The organism is Alteromonas sp. R7 (genome assembly GCF_055755235.1).
In genome coordinates this window covers 168,397-187,030 of record NZ_JBVTQX010000003.1, presented here as the reverse complement: position 1 = coordinate 187,030, position 18,634 = coordinate 168,397, and the positions used below count along the sequence as shown (strand labels likewise).

Below are 18,634 nucleotides of genomic sequence, written 5' to 3'. Positions count from 1 at the left end.
CGCAAAGAATCAATAACGTCATTATGTCAGAAAAACGCCGAATTCTGGTAACCAGTGCGTTGCCATACGCAAATGGCTCTATTCACTTAGGTCATTTGCTAGAACACATTCAAACCGACATCTGGACTCGTTTTCAGCGCCTTCGCGGAAACGAATGTTACAGTGTTTGCGCCGACGATGCACACGGTACGCCGGTTATGCTTAAAGCCCAAGAGCTTGGCATTACACCAGAAGAAATGGTGGCAAGAACGCGTGCTGAACATCACCAAGACCTTGTTGATTTTCACGTTGATTACGACAACTACTATGTAACCCATTCGCCAGAAAACAAGGCGCTGTGTGAAGAAATTTACACCCGTTTAGATAATGCGGGCTACATCAGTAAACGCACTATTAATCAACTGTTCGACCCTGAAAAAGAAATGTTCTTGCCGGATCGTTTCGTTAAGGGTACCTGCCCTAGCTGTGGCGCAGAAGATCAAAACGGCGACAGCTGTGACGTATGTGGCGCAACGTATAGCCCAACAGAAGTAAAGAACCCGCGCAGCGTTGTATCGGGTGCTACACCAGTACTGCGTGAGTCTGAGCACTTCTTCTTTGACCTGCCAAAATTTGAAGGCATGTTAAAAGAGTGGATCCGCTCAGGTGCCCTGCAGGAAGAAATGGCGAACAAACTACAGGAGTGGTTCACTGAAGGTCTTCAACAGTGGGACATTAGCCGTGATGCGCCTTACTTCGGCTTTGAAATTCCAGGTGCGCCGAACAAGTTCTTCTACGTGTGGGTAGATGCACCTGTTGGCTACATGGCTAGTTTCAAAAACTTCTGCGATCAAAATAACTTGGAGTTCGATGACTTCTGGAAAGCAGACTCAGAGGCTGAGCTTTATCACTTTATTGGTAAAGATATTACCTACTTCCACTGCCTGTTCTGGCCTGCGATGCTAGAAGGTGCGGGATACCGTAAGCCTACTGGCGTAAATATTCACGGTTTCGTAACGGTGAACGGCGCGAAAATGTCAAAGTCGCGCGGTACGTTTATTAAAGGCCGTACTTACCTTGACCATCTGAACCCAGAATATCTGCGTTACTACTTTGCGTCTAAGTTAGGCGACGGTGTTACCGACATCGACCTTAACTTTACTGACTTCGCACAAAAAGTGAATTCAGACCTGGTAGGTAAAGTGGTTAACATTGCAAGCCGCTGTGCAAGCTTTATCACCAAGCGTTTCGACGGAAAGCTGTCTGACAATGTGATTGAGCCAGAGCTTATTGCAGAGTTCCAAAACGCGTCAGAGAGCATTGCTGCACTTTTCGAGAAGCGTAAGTACCACCAAGCCGTGCGCGAAATCATGGCCCTTGCTGACAAAGCAAACCAGTTCATTGATAACAATGCACCTTGGGTAACCATTAAAGACGAGACTAAGCAGCAGTTCACACACGATGTATGCTCGCTAGGTATTAACATGTTCCGTCTGTTGGTGATTTACTTGAAGCCTGTGCTTCCTGTACTTGCAGAAAAAGCAGAAGAATTCTTAAACGATAAGTTCGACTGGAATTCACTGCAAACCCTATTGAAAGGCCACGCCATCAACAAATTCAAGCCGATGATGCAGCGTGTAGAAATGGAGAAAATCGACGCCATGGTTGAAGATTCAAAAGAAAGCCTAGCGCCAGCAGCACCGGCAATCGACCCAGACAGCCCGCTTGCTAAAGACCCTATTAGCGACACTATCTCGTTTGATGAGTTCGCCAAGGTAGATTTACGTATTGCGCGTATCGCTAAAGCTGAACACGTAGAAAAAGCCGATAAGCTTCTGCGCTTAGAGCTAGATTTAGGCGGCGAAACCAAGCAAGTTTTTGCAGGTATTAAGTCGGCCTACTCGCCTGAAGCCCTAATTGGTAAGCACACGGTAATGGTGGCGAATCTCGCTCCTCGTAAAATGCGTTTTGGCATGAGTGAAGGCATGGTATTAGCAGCGGGCCCTGGTGGCGACGAGCTATACATTCTTGAGCCGCACGAAGGTGCAAAGCCGGGTATGCGTGTTAAGTAAGCTGTAAAGCGCCCCCTTAAAAGTAAGGTGACATTCAGCGCTATAACGCGACGGGATGTCACCTTTTTTATTGGGCGGTCAAAGCAGCGCTTAGATTTATAAAGCAAAAATCATATAACCAGAATCAAGGTGCAAGCACGTAACTTGGTATGCTAATAAGCCTTATCATCCTACACTCCTCACTCACTAATTACTTACCCACTCACTAACCTTATCTGCATAAGGCAAATCGGCTAGAAAATTCTTGTCAAAAAACAGCGCAGTTCCGTTCGGTTTGAATCAAGGCGATCTAACCCTCTTTTTTTAACGTAATCAACGTGGTTAATTAATAAAAGAGGTATTTATGGAAGATTTCTTCGGGACTAATATCGATTTATCGGAATTAACCGAAAAAGCTATTTCACTGGTGATGACTTACACCCCCAAATTATTATTGGCTATTCTTACTTTGGTGGTGGGTCTCTGGTTAGTGAATCGTTTTGTAAACCTATTAGATCATCGGCTAGGTAAAAAGGACCCCACGTTAAATAAGTTTCTGTGCGGACTTATTAGTACGGTGCTAAAAGTAATGCTGTTGATTTCAGTTGCCTCAATGATAGGTATTGAAACCACCTCATTTATTGCCGTCGTGGGTGCTGCAGGTTTGGCCATTGGTCTGGCACTACAAGGCAGCCTGGCGAACTTTGCTGGCGGTGTACTAATACTGATTTTTAAACCCTTTAAAGTGGGTGACACCATTGAAGCAGAGGGTCATTTAGGCTCAGTGTCAGAGATACAAATTCTTTATACTGTACTTAACACTTTTGACAATAAGCGCATTGTTATTCCCAATGGCAGCCTATCTAATGCCACGTTAATTAACGTTAGCGTGTATGATAAACGCCGTTGCGACATGACATTTGGTATAGGCTACGATGACGATATCGATAAAGCAAAGAAGGTGTTGCAGCGCCTGTTCGAAGAAGATGAGCGCTCGTTAACCGACCCTGCACCAAGGATTTGTGTAGGCGGATTAGGCGATAACTCAGTCGATTTGATGTTTAGACCGTGGGTCGCCACAGATGACTTGTGGCCTTACTATTGGGATATGCAGGAAAAAGTTAAAAAAGCTTTTGATGAAGAAGGCATTAGCATCCCATATCCACAGCGAGATGTGCACCTCTATAAAACGAGTGACGACTAACGTCTCAGTTTGGAGATAGCGTTCTATGCTATCTCCAATTCCCCTTTCAAACTTGCGTAAAAACGCGAAAGCCATCCGTTTTAGTTACAACATCTTGGTAAATATAGAAGATGGTTAGCGTCTGTCGCTGCTTTCAAGTTAAGAGCGTGGCGTGCTCTCTTTGCACATGGCATACACATTAACAATACTAGCGCAGCGTGCGATTCATCGTAGAGGTCCTTACACTGGCGCCCACCGCCGAAAAACGCGGCTTCAAATTGCGTTTGGGTTTTATTGCGGTCATGGGTATAACCCGCTTTTTCGCGAGTATTACGTACACCGCACTGCACCATGGCAAATAAGATGCTAAATAGTCTTGAAGCTTAACCGCCCCTTTCCATTTTTGTTGAAAAAAGAGCGTTGAAAACATCACTTGACGTTGTTCAACAATTTCAAATCCCAGCAGCTGAAGCCAATCTTTAATGCGATAGGACGTAAAAAAGCGTGCATCGTGTAAGATATTTCCGCGCTTAACAGGTAGAAATTTGGCAATTCCGGCGAGGCTTAAGGGGTTAAAGCCACTTATGATCACATAACCGTTTTGTGTAATAACGCGGTCTACTTCTCTTAATATTTCGTGAGGGTCTTGCGCAAAATCTAATTCATTAGCAAGTAGAAAGCCATCAATGCTATTTTCGGCGAAGGGTAAGCAGTGCGACTGCCCCACTACCGTGTTTTCTCTACTTATTTTCGGTTCGCGTTTATCACCGCCTAACGATATACCCGATGCATTGTGATTGGGAAAGCCCTCTTTTGTTTCATTGTGGTGTGGCCGCTCGCTAGCTAGGTCACTAAACGGAACGTGATTGATGTGGTGTCGGATTGGACTAGTGTCGAGATTTATATCGGCACTTAGCGAGCCTAGTTTGGCAAAGTGATACCCAAAAATTCGCTCAGCATAATCGCTACAAACTGCATTGACCGCATGTCGAATGTGCTCTCCCGCGGGGAAATCATTCCAATTTGTAGGGTAGCGTGGCGGTTTGGCTTTAAACGCCGATCTCATTAACACTGCGCGCTCTTAGGTTGCTCTGCTCTTCACAAGTCCCTATAGTAACGCATAATTCTACCTACACAAGCAGGTACTCTTATGACGGCAGAAACACTTCCTTCAGGCGTAGCCATTCATCCTATTCCCGCTTTTACCGACAATTACATTTGGTGTATTTATAACGAGAGTAGCGCTATTGTTGTCGACCCAGGTGATGCTGAGCCAGTACTGACCTTTATTAAAGCCAAAGGCTTAACGCTGAGCGCAGTTCTCATCACTCATCACCACAGAGACCACACAGGTGGTATTGCTAAATTAGTATCTGCAGTACCAGATTTGCCAGTTATTGGCCCAAGAGGCAATCACATAAGAGGAATAACTAAATCTGTTTCTCAAGGCGATACTGTCTCGCTACCTGTTTTTAAAATGGCGCTGCAAGTAATGGAAGTGCCAGGTCATACCCTTGATCACATTGCTTTCTTCGGGCATGGCGCATTGTTTTGCGGCGACACGTTATTTTCAGCAGGTTGCGGACGATTGTTTGAAGGTTCGCCAGAGCAAATGCATCATTCACTGAATAAGTTAAAGCGACTGCCCGACACCACGAAAGTGTTCTGTACACATGAGTATACTCAGGCTAACGTCCAGTTTGCTTTAGCCGTAGAGCCAGACAATAAAGCGCTGTGTGACTACGCACAGTGGGTGGCAGAAAAACGCGCTCAAGGTCAGCCTACACTACCAAGTAATCTCAAAGAGCAAAAAAACATAAACCCATTTTTACGGGCTCATGAACTTTCTGTGAAAACTGCTGCCGAAGCCTATTGCGAAAATAACCTGGCTGACGATGTAGCGGTATTTGCTGCAGTTCGCCGCTGGAAAGATGAGTTTTGATGCAAAAGTAAGCCGATTATCGTAACATGGTCGGTTTGCAGTGCTCCACGAGGTTTCTTCATATATGCAGTTGAAGTTTTTCCCACTGTCGCCACTGATATTGGCGCTAGGTTTAACGGGTTGTCAGTTAACCGATAATAATAACGACAATGCACAATTAGAAAGTAACGAAACCGCTTCGCTAGAAGCGTGCAGTGAAATTCATAACAACGAAGAAGCCATTTCTGATTGTGAAATTGCAAGAGACGGTGTTATTGATGTTGTTCACCCCAATGATGATACGCTAGAAGAAGGCGCTGAGCTTACCGATACACCGGATATGCATACGCAGGCGGTCGTTACTGACGTATGGGAACGTGCAAGTGCGAATTTCGCCTTACCTATCCCTGACGACAAACGCATTAGCGCACAGCGTAAATGGTACCTGAAGCACCCAGAGTATATGGCTCGCGTTGTAAAACGTGCCAAGCCTTTTCTTTATTACATTACCGAAGAAATTGAAAAGCGCGACATGCCGATGGAGCTTGTGCTTTTACCAATAGTAGAAAGTGCTTTCGATCCCTTTGCTTATTCCCATGGCCGAGCGGCTGGTATGTGGCAGTTTATTCCTGGCACAGGCAAGCGCTTTGGTATGCAACAGAATTGGTGGTATGACGGACGTCGAGACGTTGTTGCTTCAACACAAGGTGCACTTGACTATCTAACCTATCTAAACGAAATGTTTGATGGTAATTGGCTGCACGCACTTGCCGCCTATAATAGTGGCGAAGGCCGCGTTCAAAGGGCTATTAAAGCTAACAAACGCGCGGGTAAACCTACCGACTTTTGGAACTTAAATTTACCCAAAGAGACACGTGCTTACGTGCCTAAATTGCTTGCGCTGGCTGATATTCTAAAAAATAAAGATGAATATGCGTATGCGTGGCCTGAAGTTGAGAATGTAGCGGTTATCGAAGTTGTTGATATCGGCTCACAGGTCGATTTGGCGTTTGCCGCCGAACTTGCTGGTATGTCTTTAAAAGAACTACACGGGTTAAACCCAGGGTTCAATCGTTGGGCAACGTCACCAGAAGGACCACATAGATTAATACTTCCCCTTGATAAGGCTGCTGCGTTCTCTCAAGCACTGGCTAAAATTGATCAAAAAGAGCGATTGAACTGGGTGCGCCACTCGGTGAAGCCCGGCGACAGCTTAGGTAAAATCGCTAAGCAGTATCACACCACCGTGAAAGTTCTTAAAAAAGTGAATGAGCTAGACTCGTCCATAATCCGCGTGGGTCAAGCGATAATGGTACCAGTAGCACTTCAAGAACTGGACAGCTACACATTATCTCAGGAACAGCGTCTAGCCAGCTTGCAGAACGGCAACACGTCTAAGCAAAAAGTACGTCATACCGTACAATCTGGTGATACGCTTTGGGATATTGCTCGTAAGTACAATATAGGCACTAAACAGTTAGCTAAATGGAACGGTATGGCCCCTGGCGATATGCTTCACCCTGGCAAAACCTTAGTTATCTGGCAGGAAGGTAAAGCGCAAGACGGTGTTACCAAAAAAGTGACCTACACAGTAAGAAATGGCGATTCGTTGTCTCGTATCGCCAGCAAGTTCAATGTTAGAGTAAGCGACATAGGCAAGTGGAATTCACTTAATACCAAGCGCTATCTACAACCTGGTCAGAAGCTAAAACTTTATGTAGACGTAACAAGGTTGAACGCATCAAGCTAACCTTTAATACTTAAAGTTCAATACTGTTCATGCCTAACTGCATTTACGTCACGCTTTAAGTCAGAATACAGGATAAGGAAATGCTAAGAATTAACCGAGAAAATTTGCGAAACAGTCATGAAACGCCTTGGTTAATCTTAGATTTAGTCATGTTAGGTATACTTTTTGTGAACCTAACATGGCTCATTTTCGACGCCTTATACGCCACCGACTTTGTCTATGGTCTATTGGGCACGTATTTTCCCGCTTTTCTTAGTGCTTACGATCCCGTTCACAACAACTTTCTGTTGGTCGACTTGGTGTTTATCGCCATTTTCTTCAGCGAATTTTGCTTCCGGTGGGTTGTAGCTATTGTGCGTAAAGAACACTTACGCTGGTATTTTTTTCCGTTTTTGCATTGGTACGATATCATAGGTCTAATCCCTACTGGACCTACCCGCCTATTTCGTTTCTTGCGCATATTTTCTATTTTGCACCGCCTGCACAAATTCGAAATCATCGACTTAAATCAAACCGCGGTCTTTCGCTTTTTTGCGTTTTACTACGATGTATTTGTCGAAGAGTTAAGCGACCGAATTGTTGTAAAAGTGCTCAGCGATGCGCAAAAAGACATCTCTGCAGGTTCGCCTTTATTAGACGATATCAACGCACAGGTACTGGCCCCCCGCCGTCCTGTCATTACCCAATGGATGGCTGGCGTTATCAACCATTTAGGCCAGTCAATTCAAAGCGAAGAGCACGGCGAGGTGATACGGGAGCACGTGCGCAAGAGCGTGGGTAAAGCGGTGAGAAGTAATGCACAAGTTTCTTCCCTGCATTACCTACCTGTTATCGGCAAAACCATTGAAAATACGTTGGAAGAGTCAGTCACCGATATCGTGACCACATCGCTAGTTAATCTGTTAAGCGACTTAGACGCAGAGCGCATCGACCATTTCATTTCAGTCGGCATGCACAACTATACCCCTACCGCCGATGCACTTGATAAAGAAGTACTTAACGTTGTAAACGAATGCTTAGAACTGGTGAAAGAGCACGTTGCACAGCAGCGTTGGAAGTCACATCTCACCGAAAAAGAATCAGCAATCCCCACTGGCAAGCCCGAAATTTAATTAATTTGCAAAGCGGTTGAGTCAAGGTGAACGCTAGCCAGTATTCTGTTCAGCCATTGTTCATACAAATAAGCTAATATAAAGTCCTTATGAATATAATTATAACGATTAGAGGGACTTATGATGAAAATTAAACGCTGCCGAACGTTCAGCCGCTCATTTAACCACGCAATACTAGTAATTTGTATAGCGGCATTTGCTTCAGGCTGTATGGTGATCTTGCCGACCTCTTCTATTTCCACCAACCAAGAACCTGAAAAAATAGTTGAGCGCATTGAATACAATGCAAACCGATGCTGGTCCACACTGCATCAGCCAATCCATAGCGATATAGTCGTAAACACGTACACAATACAAAACGGCTACAAACTCACGGCCAGTCGTAAAGAAGGGAGCACCCCGCAATATCCTTTTTTACACGTCACCGTTACCCACTCAACCTACGGCAGCGAGGTATCTGTTCGAGAAGGTGAGTTTAACTTGGGCACAGACTTAAATTTAAGTGATGATGTAAATCGATGGATAAATGGCGACAATAGCTGCTAAGACTGATAAGGCGTACACACTATTTTTCAGTAGTAGACAGAATAATACTCGTCTCACTATTAAGCACGCCTTTAACGCCGCGCACTTCTTTTAAAATGCCATCTAAGTGCGCGAGACTTTCGGCAGTTATAACAATAAGTAAATCCCAATTTCCGTTTGTAGTATGAAACCGCTCAACACCATTCACCTGCCTAAGCTTACTAATAAGCTGTGTTGTACTAAGCCCTTCAAGCTCGACTGACATAAGAGCTTTTATTTTGTCTGGTTGCAGCTGCTCGTTTACACGAATAGTAAAACCGTCGATCACCCCCGAATTTACTAACCTGTCGATTCGTTTTTGCACCGTATTTCGCGATAACGAGAGTACTTCAGCTAGCACGGTTACAGGTGTTCGCGCATCGCGCTTCAATATATCGAGAAGCTCGCGATCTTTCGCATCTAAATCTACATACATAGCTATTTCCCCAATAGATAAACAAATCGTCGAGTCATTAACTCGTTCTCCAAGACTAATTAGCAAAACGCATAATGATAAAACTATTGAACATTATGCTTAAACTAAATAACAACTTGCAACACCTTGAGCATGGTTAAGTGAATTCGCCAGAGAATAAAATACACGCTCTTTTCAGTGGAAATATTTCAGCTAAGGGCTGTAGGACGTTATATGCAAGCCAGTCACATCAGAAACTCACGATTAACTACACCAAATTCCGTTTTAATGGTACGACCCTGTGCCTTTCGCCCCAACGAACAAACAGCCAAAGACAATAGTTTTCAGAAGCCACTTGTATCGACGGGAAAAAATAGAGCGGAAATATCAAAGAATGCGTGTGCGGAATTTGATGAGATGGTTCGCACTTTACGTATGAACCACATAACGGTAGAGGTGTTTGAAACAGAAGGGGAAAACACGCCCGATGCCGTATTTCCAAATAATTGGTTAAGTACACATCCCAACGGTTTGCTTGTCACCTACCCTATGTACTGTGAAAACCGCCGAGCGGAGCGTCGTGACGATATTGTCAGTTATCTGCAGCAACACTATATCGTACAGCAAGCTAAAGATTTATCTTTCTTTGAAGAAGACGGAGATATTGTTGAAGGTACAGGGGCTATGGTGATCGACCATGTAAACGCGCTAGCCTATGTTTGCCTATCCCAACGAGCCAATAAGAGAGCTGTAATATCGGCGTGTAAAGCTATTGGTTTAACGCCTATATGTTTTAGCGCCTTTGATACTGCTGGTACGGCGATTTACCACACCAACGTAATGATGTGTGTGGGCAGTGATTTTGCCATTGTTGCTACTAGCATGATAGAAGAAAGCGACAAAAATGTGGTGCTTTCAACACTTAAGGAGACAGGTAAAAACGTCATCGAAATTAGCGAAGAACAAGTGAATAGTTTTGCCGGAAACTGCCTAGAGCTTTTGAATAGCAATGGAAAACGTTTATTACTTATATCAGACACTGCTTTTAGTTCAATGAACGAAGAGCAACTAGCTTTACTACCCAGCGATCTTACTTTACTTCCCATCGCAGTGCCTACTATTGAAATGGGAGGAGGCTCCGTTCGCTGCATGGTCGCGGGTATTCACCTTGAGTGTAAAACGATTGGCGCTGAACAAACTACGACTAATAACATCAGCTTTGACACTCGCGTGAGACTAGCAAAAGGTGATGACTTGGAAGGCTTGCTTGCGTTAGCTGAAGCTGCATCGCCAGGTATGACAACCTTCCCACCGGATAGAGCAACGCTTGATAACAAATTAAAGCGTTCCATTAGAGAAGAACAAAAACTTATGCGTCAAGAGCGTCCAGACTACCTTTTGTTTGTATTGGAGGACCTTCGAACTGGCAAGCTTATTGGTACATCTGCAATTTTTGGTGAATTAGGAAAAGAAGACAGTTTTTATAGTTACAAGCGAGAAAAAGTCGCACAGCGAAATAAATCACTAGGCGCACACTACACCCACGAAATACTGCACCTAAGTCACCATTTTGAGGGGTACGCGGAAGTGGCATCACTCTACTTACTGCCTGAATACAGAAAACACTTCAACGGAAAACTACTTTCAAAAGTACGCTACCTTTTTATGGGTTTACATCAGCATGTATTTCCAAAGCAGGTCATGGCCGATCTACGAGGCTATGTAAATAAGGATGGGGAATCGCCTTTCTGGAATGCCGTCGGACGTCACTTTTTTCCTATGACATACGCTGAAGCGGATTTATATGGTGCCGTAAACGGAAATCAATTTATTGCTGATTTAATGCCCAAACTTCCGCTGTATGTAAATATGTTACCCAAAGAGGCTCAGTCGGCTATTGGTAAACCACATAACGACGGCCAACCCGCTATGGCAATGCTAGAAAAAGAAGGGTTTAAATTCACGAACTACATCGATATTTTTGATGGTGCGCCAAGTATGGAAGCTGAAGTTTTAAGCCTAAAAACTGTCAAATCAACAAGGCAAGTAAGAATAAAAGTTTGCGAAGGTACAAGGCGCGGCACCGAGAGTAAAATGAAGCTTATCACCACGTTGAGCCAGCCTTTTTATGCAATGATGGCAGAAACCGAAGAACAAGACGAAATAGCTGCTATCTCTCGCAAAACAGCACAAGCATTAAACGTTAGCTCGGGAGATACCATTTTACTTTCAGATGTTTAGCCTCGTGCGTATATCCAAAAACCGCTGTTCAATGATGAAAACTCGGTGTGCGCTTTAAGCTTAACTAAAAAGAAAGCCCGCAAATGCGGGCCTTCATTCTGTTAAAAAGTATGGGCTGCTAATTACGCTTTACGCCACGTAGTACCGCTTGGGCCATCTTCTAACACAACGCCTTTTGCGTTTAACGCATCGCGTGCGGCATCTGCCGCTGCCCAGTCTTTGGAGGCACGGGCATCGTTACGCTGTTTAATTAACGCTTCAATTTCAGCCGCTTCGTCGTCATTGCCTTCACCGCCTTTCAAGAAGGTGTCTGGATCACTTTGAAGTATACCCAAAATTGCGCCTAGACCTTTAAGAACAGCAGCCAGTTTACCTGCTTCTTCTACATTATCTTTTTGGCGGTTAAGCTCACGTGCCACATCGAACAACACCGAAAAGGCTTCAGGTACGTTTAAATCGTCGTTCATTGCCGCTTCAAAGCGCGTTAGATAGCCACCGTAGCTCAGATCAGTGCTTTCATCTACTTCAACACCACGAAGGGCTGTATACAAACGCTCTAGGGCGGCCTTCGCTTGAGTAATATTGTCTTGAGAGTAACTTAACTGGCTACGGTAATGCGCCGACATTAAGAAGAAACGCAATGTTTCTGAGTCGTGCTCTTTAAGCACATCGCGCAAGGTAAAAAAGTTACCCAATGACTTAGACATTTTTTCGTCATTAACCTGTACCATACCCGCGTGCATCCACACGTTTACGTAAGGTGTGTCATACGCACAGCACGACTGAGCCACTTCGTTTTCGTGATGTGGGAACGTTAAATCTGAGCCACCGCCGTGAATATCAAAGTGCGCACCAAGATGCTTATGATTCATTGCAGAACATTCAATGTGCCATCCCGGACGTCCCTCGCCCCATGGCGATTGCCATGCCGGCTCACCAGGCTTGGTGGTTTTCCACAGTACGAAGTCTAGCGGGTCGTCTTTTCCTGCCGCCACTTCAACACGAGCACCCGCTTTAAGCTGATCTAAGTCTTGTTTGCTTAACTTGCCATAATCTTCGTACTTGCTTACGTCGAATAGTACATCGCCGCTTTTAGCTTGATAGGCGTAACCTTTGTCCATTAGTCGCTGGATAATTTCAATGATCTCATCCATATGTCCACTTACTGTCGGCTCGACGTCTGGCTCTAGTAAGTTAATCGCCGCAAAGTCTTCGTGCATCATGGCAATAGTGCGTGCAGTTAGCGCCTCAAAGCTTTCGCCATTTTCATTGGCGCGAGCAATAATCTTATCGTCGATATCGGTGATATTGCGCACGTACTTCACATCTAAACCAAGGTGGCGCATGTAGCGTACTAAGACATCGAAACTCAGGTAAGTACGGGCATGACCCATATGACTTAGGTCATAAACGGTAATACCACAAACATACAAACCCACTTTCCCTTCTTGAAGCGGTACAAACTTCGCTTTTTCACGGGTTCGGGTGTTGTAAAGATGTAGCATGTCTATATTTCCTATTTGTCATAATTTTTCGGCCGCAAAGTTTAGCACTGTCACGATTTAAATGGTACAAGCCTTTTGCAACGATATGGCTGGGTTTTGCGATAACCGTCTCTTTGCGCTAACGACTCGTTTTGCGCTAAAATGCCGCCACTTTATATGTATGCTAACACACAGGACAAACCACAATGGTTACGTTAAAAACAAATTTCGGTGACATCACCCTAGAGCTTTTTGAAGATAAAGCGCCTAAAACGGTAGCTAACTTCATTTCTTACGTTGAAGACGGTTTTTTTGATAACACTATTTTTCACCGTGTAATCAACAACTTCATGATCCAAGGTGGTGGTTTTACGCCAGATATGGATCAGAAAGACACAAAAGACCCTATTGAAAACGAAGCGGACAACGGCGTAGCAAACGAAGTGGGTACAATCGCGATGGCGCGTACCCAAGATCCACACTCTGCGACGGCTCAGTTTTTTATTAATGTAAATAACAACGACTTCCTTAACCACTCTAGCAAGTCTGTCAATGGTTGGGGCTACTGTGCATTCGGTAAAGTAACTGAAGGTATGGATGTTGTTGAAAAAATTAAAGCCGTTAAAACCGGTAACAGCGGCTATCACCAGGATGTTCCTGTTGAGCCTGTTATCATTGAAAAAGCGACTATTTCTTAAATAGCCGCTGACATCTATGCTTGAATAGCTGTCTCAATAACGCCTTGGCCAATATGATTTTCAAGACATACTCAAGGCCTTGAGTTAAATACAAGCCGCGTTACTTTAACGCGGATTTTTAAACCACAATAAGAAGATTTATGTCGTTCACCTACTTCATTGCCGACTTGCACCTAAGTGCTGACCGCCCTGACATTACAGAATGCTTAATGCGCTTTTTAAAAGAAGACGCGATTAATGCTGATGCACTTTACGTTCTTGGTGACTTGTTTGAAGTTTGGATTGGCGACGACAACGTTACTCCATTTAACACTGCCATAGCATCAGCTTTCAAGGCAGTGAGTCAGCATTGCCCTATTTACTTTATTCACGGTAATCGCGATTTCGCCATACGTGAAAAGTGGCTATCAAAAGCCGGCATGACGTTATTAAACGAACAAGAAGTTGTAGACTTATACGGCACACCTACCCTGCTTACTCATGGTGACGAACTATGCACTCGCGATGTTGCTTATCAAAAGTTTCGCAAGAAATCCCGCGGTTGGTGGTGGCCACGTTTAATGCTTGCACTTCCTTTATGGTATCGACAGCGTGTTGCCGATAACGGTCGCAAGGAAAGTAAGGCTAAGCAGCAAAATCTTAAGCCAGATATTATGGATGTCACGCCTGAAGAAGTGGTGAAAGTCATGGAAAAATGGGGCGTGCAGCGCATGATACATGGCCACACACACAGACCCAACATTCATAGCCTTACAGCAAACGGCAAGCCTGCAACTCGTATTGTACTTGGCGATTGGTATGATCAAGGCAGTGTATTAAAAGTTACTGAAAATGATGTGATGCTGCAGAAACATAACTTCAGTTAGCCCCCATCATTATTTGTTACAAACTAGCCGAAAGTACATGTGTCAGACGCTGGCTTAATTTTTGTTCTGTGGTATAAAGAATAAAAGCAAGTTAGTCATCATGGATGGTGTAAATGACAGATGTTCTTCTTTCCCCTACAAACTTCTGGTTTAGCATTTCGCTTATAGCCGTTTTCTTTATTTTCATACTAGAACTTGTTAGCACTATTTTTGGTATAAGCCTGTTGGGGTTAGGCGATGATTTTGCAGAGTTTGATGGCGATGGGTTTCTTAATACCTCGTTTGCCAACTGGCTTAATATTAATAAAGTTCCCTTTCTTATTTACCTGGTAGTACTTCTTACTCTATTCGGTTTAGTTGGCTTGATGGTTAACGGCTTAACAGCGAGTGCACTCGGCTATACCTTGCCAGCTTTCCTATCCGTTCCTCTTGCATTTGTTATTGGCGCATTCGTAACAGCTAAAACCGTAAAGGTAATTTCAGGCTTGTTGCCTAGTGTAGAGTCTAGCGCGGTTAACAGCGATGACTTCATTGGGTCTGTGGCCGAAATCACGATTGGAAAAGCAAGCCGAGGCAACCCAGCTGAAGCAAAGTTTACCGACCATTATTCACAGCCTCATTTTGTGTTAGTAGAACCTTTCGAAGATGAAGAGTTGTTCGCACAGGGAGAGCGCGTCATTTTAGTTCAGAAAAAACAACACAGCTGGTTAGCAACCCGCTACCTATAACCTAAAAGAGATAAAAGTATGGATACAATTCAACCATCTAGCTTGCCGTCAATACTCTTTATTGCCGGTGCTATTGTTGTAGGGCTTATCGTTATTGGCCTTATCTTTGCCAAACTTTACACCCGCGCGACGAAAGAAACAGCGTTCGTAAGAACCGGTTTAGGCGGTGAAAAAGTCATTAAGGACGGTGGCGCTATCGTGCTTCCTGTCGTTCACGAAATAATTCCAGTAAATATGAACACCCTTCGTATAGAAGTGGAAAAAATTCAAAAAGACGCGCTTATTACCAAAGATCGCATGCGTGTTGATGTTAAGGCAGACTTTTATTTACGCGTGGCCCCCAATGCCAATGGCATATCAATGGCTGCGCAAACGCTAGGAACGCGCACCACTCGCGCTGAAGAAGTTAAAAAGCTAATGGAGTCTAAGTTTGTTGACGTACTACGTGCCGTAGCTGCTGAAATGAGCATGACCGAAATGCATGAACAGCGTGCTGACTTTGTACAAAAAGTTCAGCAAAGCGTGGCTAACGATCTTGAAAAGAACGGTCTTGAGTTAGAATCGGTAAGCTTGACTGGTTTTGACCAAACCGACCTACAGTTTTTCAATGAAAACAACGCTTTCGATGCGGAGGGGCGTGCACGCTTAACGAAGATCATTGAAGAAAAGCGCAAAGAAACCAACGATATTCAACAAGAAAACCGCATTTTCATTGAACAGCGTAATTTGGCTGCTGAGAAACAATCGCTAGAAGTGAAACGAGATGAAGAAGAAGCTCGCTTAGCCCAAGAGCAAATTCTTGCCTTTAAACGTCAGGAACAAAAAGCAGAAATTGCTAAGCAGCGCGAAATGAAAGAACGGGAAGAGCGCGAAGCAGAGATTGCTAAAAACCGTGCTATCGAGGCTGCGGAAATTGAAAAATCACGGGAAATTGAAACCCAAGAAATTGCTAAGCGTCAGGCATTAGAGCAAGCGCGCATTCGTCAGCAGCAAGAAGTTGAGGTTTCTGAGCAAATTAAACAAATTGCCGTTGCGACAAAATCTGAGGAAGAGTCGGCCGCGCGTGCTAAAGCTGCTGAAGCGGAAAAAGCTAAAGTGGAAAAAGTGGAAGCAGTAACCACAGCGAAAATGGTGGCAGAAGCTGAGCGTAAGAAGCAAATTGAAGTTATAGACGCGCGTAAAGAGGCAGAGCGTGAGGCTGTGGGCATTACCGTAGAAGCACAAGCTAAGAAAGAAGCAGCTGAAAACTCTGCTGCCGCCATTCTTACGGAAGCTAAGGCTGCTGCCGATGCAAAAATGCTTCAGGCTGAAGCTGATGAGAAAGTGCTTGCTGTTGAAGCACAAGGTAAACAAGCGCTTTATGAGGCTGAAAATACGCTTAAGACCGAGCAAATTGAGCTGCAAAAAGCCCTTGCCATGCTCAAAATATTGCCTGAGCTTGTGGCACACGCCGTTAAGCCACTTGAAAACATAGAAGGTATTAAAATTCTTCAAGGCTACGGCCAAGGGAGTGGCGTGAAAGGCGATCACACCGTTGCTACTGCTGGTAGTGGTTTAGCTGAACAAGTAACGCAAGCCGCACTAAGCTATCGTGCTAACGCCCCACTGGTAGACTCTATGTTGCGTGAAGTGGGCTTGGTCGATGCGGAAAAAGGCACATTAGATGATTTGGTAACAGGCAACAGCGACATACTGACCAAGGCCAATGCCGTAAAACCTAAACCTATTGTGGCAGCACCAGAAAACCTAAATGGTAATAAAGCGTCGGAAGAGCTTCCAGCTGATTAATGCTCATTGAGCTGATTAATGCTCATTGAGCTAGTATTTAGCTAGCTAATACGACACAACTTCCTAAGCCCTGTAATTCAACAGGGCTTTTTGTTTTCACTTAATTTATCAACTAACCATTCTGAAAATACTTTTAATCGAAGTGGCATTTGTCTTCTAGAGGGGTACAGGAGATTTACCGGCATCGCCTGGGCCTCGAATTCAGGAAGCACACGAATTAGTTTTCCTTCTTTCAGCTCTGACTCAACCCCCACACTTGGAATTTGCGCAATACCTAATCCACTTGCGCACGCCGCAAAGTAGGCCTGGGTACTGTTAACACTTAACAAGCTTTGCATTTCGACACCATGGAGTTCTCCACCTTTCATAAATTCAAATTCTGGTGTTTTGTGACTTAGGGTATGGGAATAATCAATAAGCTTGTGATTAGCTAAATCTTCCAGCGACTGCGGTATGCCCCACTTCGTCGCATAATCAGGACTTACACAGTTATAAATTGGATAAGTTAAAAGGCGACGGGCAACCAAACTGCTATCCGCTAATGCACCAACCCTAATCACACAGTCAAACCCTTCTTTAATAAGGTCAACTTTACGATCGACACTGCTTACTCGCAACGTAATCTTGGGGTAAGTAGAGATAAACTCACCTAAAATGGGAAGCAGAATATTGGTTGCAAATCGGCTTGGCATATCGATACGAAGCTCGCCACTTACGCTGTCTGCTGAGGTTAAGAACTGTGATTGTAAGGCGTCCCATTCACTCAATAAGGCAATACTTTGCGGCAAGAACGTTTCTCCATCAGAGGTGAGAGAAACGCTTCGCGTACTTCGGTTAAAAAGGCGTGTGCCCAACTGCTTTTCGAGATTTGTTACCGCTTGAGAAATACTCGATTTCGGTAAACCTAGAAGTGCAGCCGCCGCACTGAAGCTTCCCAATCTCGCGGTTTCTACAAACCGTGTAAGCATATCGAACCTGTCCATCTTTCGCCTATTGTTCACCAAATAAGAACAATGTTATCGCTTTAGGTAGGTTTTTCATACCAATTTTAGTCAATATAATCGTCTACGAATTAACCAACAAAGAGAGATAACAATGGCGATTGCATTAATAACAGGTGGAAGTCGAGGTCTTGGGCGTGCTGGCGCATTAGCACTGGCGAAAAAAGGGATAGACGTTGTTATCACGTATAACACTAATGAAGCAGCGGCCGATGAGGTTGTTAAAGAGATTCAGAGCATTGGAAGAAAAGCCTGTGCCCTGCCCCTTAACACTGCCGCCTCGCATTATTCGTTCCCGGAATTTCTGGTTACGCTTAAAGACGTCCTGAAAAACCAATTTGGCAAACAGGCTATTACCTATCTGGTAAATAACGCCGGCGTTGGTCTAAATGCTTCTTTTACAGAAACAAGTATAAAACAGTTCGATACGCTATTTGATATGCATGTGAAGGGACCTTATTTTTTAACCCAAACACTGTTACCTGTTGTTGAGGATGGCGGAGCAATACTGAATGTTTCCTCTGGCTTGGCAAGATTTTGCTTCCCAGGATACAGCGCCTACGGTATGGCTAAAGGAGCCATAGAGGTCATGAGTCGTTACCTGGCTGCAGAGTTAGGAGCCCGTAAAATTAGAGTAAACACCCTGGCTCCAGGTGCCATTGAGACTGACTTTAGCGGTGGCTATGTTCGCGATAATAGCGAAGTCAATAATGCTATAGCCTCTCAGACCGCTTTAGGCCGCGTTGGCCAACCCGAAGATATAGGTGGCGTTATGGCAGCGCTATTAAGTAACGATAGTTATTGGATTAACGGCCAAAGGATTGAGGCATCTGGTGGTATGAAGTTGTAACAC

Annotated in this window: 16 protein-coding genes; 12 read left to right on the top strand and 4 right to left on the bottom strand. The window is 44.4% G+C overall.

Annotated features, from left to right (window positions below; translation table 11 throughout):
* Window positions 1–23: 23 nt before the first annotated feature.
* Complete coding sequence (gene metG, locus AC0J2X_RS06510) at window positions 24–2,051, top strand: methionine--tRNA ligase (protein ID WP_014976866.1); 2,028 nt, start codon at window positions 24–26, stop codon at window positions 2,049–2,051.
* A 343-nt stretch (window positions 2,052–2,394) separates the two neighbouring features.
* Window positions 2,395–3,234, top strand: coding sequence for a mechanosensitive ion channel family protein (locus AC0J2X_RS06505; protein WP_061486070.1), 840 nt, complete (start codon window positions 2,395–2,397; stop codon window positions 3,232–3,234).
* A 187-nt stretch (window positions 3,235–3,421) separates the two neighbouring features.
* On the opposite strand, the gene AC0J2X_RS06500 is transcribed toward AC0J2X_RS06505, so the two are convergent.
* Entirely contained in the window at window positions 3,422–4,279 is an 858-nt protein-coding gene (locus tag AC0J2X_RS06500) for a class I SAM-dependent methyltransferase (RefSeq protein WP_014949915.1), read from the bottom strand.
* Between the two features lie 84 nt (window positions 4,280–4,363).
* On the opposite strand from AC0J2X_RS06500, the gene gloB reads away from it, so the two are divergent.
* The 4 genes from gloB (at window position 4,364) to AC0J2X_RS06480 (ending at window position 8,542) form a co-directional block, all read left to right on the top strand.
* Window positions 4,364–5,155, top strand: a complete 792-nt coding sequence (gene gloB, locus AC0J2X_RS06495; protein ID WP_014949916.1) for a hydroxyacylglutathione hydrolase — start codon at window positions 4,364–4,366, stop codon at window positions 5,153–5,155.
* 64 nt (window positions 5,156–5,219) lie between these two features.
* On the top strand, window positions 5,220–6,884 hold the full coding sequence (locus AC0J2X_RS06490; protein WP_061486071.1) for a lytic transglycosylase: 1,665 nt from the start codon (window positions 5,220–5,222) through the stop codon (window positions 6,882–6,884).
* Between the two features lie 80 nt (window positions 6,885–6,964).
* Window positions 6,965–7,996: a hypothetical protein gene (locus AC0J2X_RS06485; protein ID WP_061486072.1), complete on the top strand. Its 1,032-nt coding sequence runs from the start codon at window positions 6,965–6,967 to the stop codon at window positions 7,994–7,996.
* A gap of 120 nt (window positions 7,997–8,116) precedes the next feature.
* Entirely contained in the window at window positions 8,117–8,542 is a 426-nt protein-coding gene (locus AC0J2X_RS06480; protein WP_231513084.1) for a halomucin, read from the top strand.
* Between the two features lie 19 nt (window positions 8,543–8,561).
* Here AC0J2X_RS06480 and AC0J2X_RS06475 read toward each other — a convergent pair whose 3' ends face one another.
* Window positions 8,562–8,996 (bottom strand): Lrp/AsnC family transcriptional regulator, encoded by a 435-nt coding sequence (locus AC0J2X_RS06475; RefSeq protein WP_014949919.1) that lies wholly within the window; start codon window positions 8,994–8,996, stop codon window positions 8,562–8,564.
* 213 nt (window positions 8,997–9,209) lie between these two features.
* Between AC0J2X_RS06475 and ctlX the strand changes: the two genes are divergently transcribed.
* A complete protein-coding gene (ctlX, locus tag AC0J2X_RS06470) occupies window positions 9,210–11,216 on the top strand; it encodes a citrulline utilization hydrolase CtlX (protein ID WP_061486073.1) in 2,007 nt (668 codons plus the stop codon).
* A 122-nt stretch (window positions 11,217–11,338) separates the two neighbouring features.
* On the opposite strand, the gene cysS is transcribed toward ctlX, so the two are convergent.
* Complete coding sequence (gene cysS, locus AC0J2X_RS06465; RefSeq protein WP_061486074.1) at window positions 11,339–12,721, bottom strand: cysteine--tRNA ligase; 1,383 nt, start codon at window positions 12,719–12,721, stop codon at window positions 11,339–11,341.
* Window positions 12,722–12,906: 185 nt separating this feature from the next.
* Between cysS and AC0J2X_RS06460 the strand changes: the two genes are divergently transcribed.
* The 4 genes from AC0J2X_RS06460 to AC0J2X_RS06445 all read left to right on the top strand — a co-directional run bounded on the left by AC0J2X_RS06460 (window position 12,907) and on the right by AC0J2X_RS06445 (window position 16,780).
* The gene (locus AC0J2X_RS06460; protein WP_014949922.1) at window positions 12,907–13,398 is read left to right on the top strand and encodes a peptidylprolyl isomerase; all 492 of its coding nucleotides are present in this window, start codon (window positions 12,907–12,909) and stop codon (window positions 13,396–13,398) included.
* A 140-nt stretch (window positions 13,399–13,538) separates the two neighbouring features.
* A complete protein-coding gene (gene lpxH, locus AC0J2X_RS06455) occupies window positions 13,539–14,264 on the top strand; it encodes a UDP-2,3-diacylglucosamine diphosphatase (protein ID WP_014949923.1) in 726 nt (241 codons plus the stop codon).
* Between the two features lie 113 nt (window positions 14,265–14,377).
* Window positions 14,378–14,992, top strand: a complete 615-nt coding sequence (locus tag AC0J2X_RS06450; RefSeq protein WP_014949924.1) for an OB-fold-containig protein — start codon at window positions 14,378–14,380, stop codon at window positions 14,990–14,992.
* Window positions 14,993–15,010: 18 nt separating this feature from the next.
* The gene (locus AC0J2X_RS06445) at window positions 15,011–16,780 is read left to right on the top strand and encodes a flotillin family protein (protein ID WP_039236487.1); all 1,770 of its coding nucleotides are present in this window, start codon (window positions 15,011–15,013) and stop codon (window positions 16,778–16,780) included.
* A gap of 77 nt (window positions 16,781–16,857) precedes the next feature.
* Here AC0J2X_RS06445 and AC0J2X_RS06440 read toward each other — a convergent pair whose 3' ends face one another.
* Window positions 16,858–17,763 carry a LysR family transcriptional regulator gene (locus tag AC0J2X_RS06440; protein ID WP_061486075.1) on the bottom strand — a complete coding sequence of 302 codons (906 nt, stop codon included), beginning with the start codon at window positions 17,761–17,763 and terminating at the stop codon, window positions 16,858–16,860.
* 112 nt (window positions 17,764–17,875) lie between these two features.
* On the opposite strand from AC0J2X_RS06440, the gene AC0J2X_RS06435 reads away from it, so the two are divergent.
* Entirely contained in the window at window positions 17,876–18,631 is a 756-nt protein-coding gene (locus tag AC0J2X_RS06435) for an SDR family NAD(P)-dependent oxidoreductase (RefSeq protein ID WP_061486076.1), read from the top strand.
* Window positions 18,632–18,634 lie beyond the last annotated feature (3 nt).

Excerpts from the sequence above, each read along its gene's own strand:
- ctlX (WP_061486073.1), top strand. The coding sequence starts at position 9,210 with ATGCAAGCCAGTCACATCAGAAACTCACGATTAACTACACCAAATTCC.
- cysS (WP_061486074.1), bottom strand. The coding sequence starts at position 12,721 with ATGCTACATCTTTACAACACCCGAACCCGTGAAAAAGCGAAGTTTGTA.
- AC0J2X_RS06475 (WP_014949919.1), bottom strand. The coding sequence starts at position 8,996 with ATGTATGTAGATTTAGATGCGAAAGATCGCGAGCTTCTCGATATATTG.
- lpxH (WP_014949923.1), top strand. The coding sequence starts at position 13,539 with ATGTCGTTCACCTACTTCATTGCCGACTTGCACCTAAGTGCTGACCGC.
- AC0J2X_RS06460 (WP_014949922.1), top strand. The coding sequence starts at position 12,907 with ATGGTTACGTTAAAAACAAATTTCGGTGACATCACCCTAGAGCTTTTT.
- AC0J2X_RS06435 (WP_061486076.1), top strand. The coding sequence starts at position 17,876 with ATGGCGATTGCATTAATAACAGGTGGAAGTCGAGGTCTTGGGCGTGCT.
- AC0J2X_RS06450 (WP_014949924.1), top strand. The coding sequence starts at position 14,378 with ATGACAGATGTTCTTCTTTCCCCTACAAACTTCTGGTTTAGCATTTCG.
- AC0J2X_RS06440 (WP_061486075.1), bottom strand. The coding sequence starts at position 17,763 with ATGGACAGGTTCGATATGCTTACACGGTTTGTAGAAACCGCGAGATTG.
- AC0J2X_RS06500 (WP_014949915.1), bottom strand. The coding sequence starts at position 4,279 with ATGAGATCGGCGTTTAAAGCCAAACCGCCACGCTACCCTACAAATTGG.
- AC0J2X_RS06505 (WP_061486070.1), top strand. The coding sequence starts at position 2,395 with ATGGAAGATTTCTTCGGGACTAATATCGATTTATCGGAATTAACCGAA.
- AC0J2X_RS06445 (WP_039236487.1), top strand. The coding sequence starts at position 15,011 with ATGGATACAATTCAACCATCTAGCTTGCCGTCAATACTCTTTATTGCC.
- AC0J2X_RS06480 (WP_231513084.1), top strand. The coding sequence starts at position 8,117 with ATGATGAAAATTAAACGCTGCCGAACGTTCAGCCGCTCATTTAACCAC.
- gloB (WP_014949916.1), top strand. The coding sequence starts at position 4,364 with ATGACGGCAGAAACACTTCCTTCAGGCGTAGCCATTCATCCTATTCCC.
- AC0J2X_RS06485 (WP_061486072.1), top strand. The coding sequence starts at position 6,965 with ATGCTAAGAATTAACCGAGAAAATTTGCGAAACAGTCATGAAACGCCT.
- metG (WP_014976866.1), top strand. The coding sequence starts at position 24 with ATGTCAGAAAAACGCCGAATTCTGGTAACCAGTGCGTTGCCATACGCA.
- AC0J2X_RS06490 (WP_061486071.1), top strand. The coding sequence starts at position 5,220 with ATGCAGTTGAAGTTTTTCCCACTGTCGCCACTGATATTGGCGCTAGGT.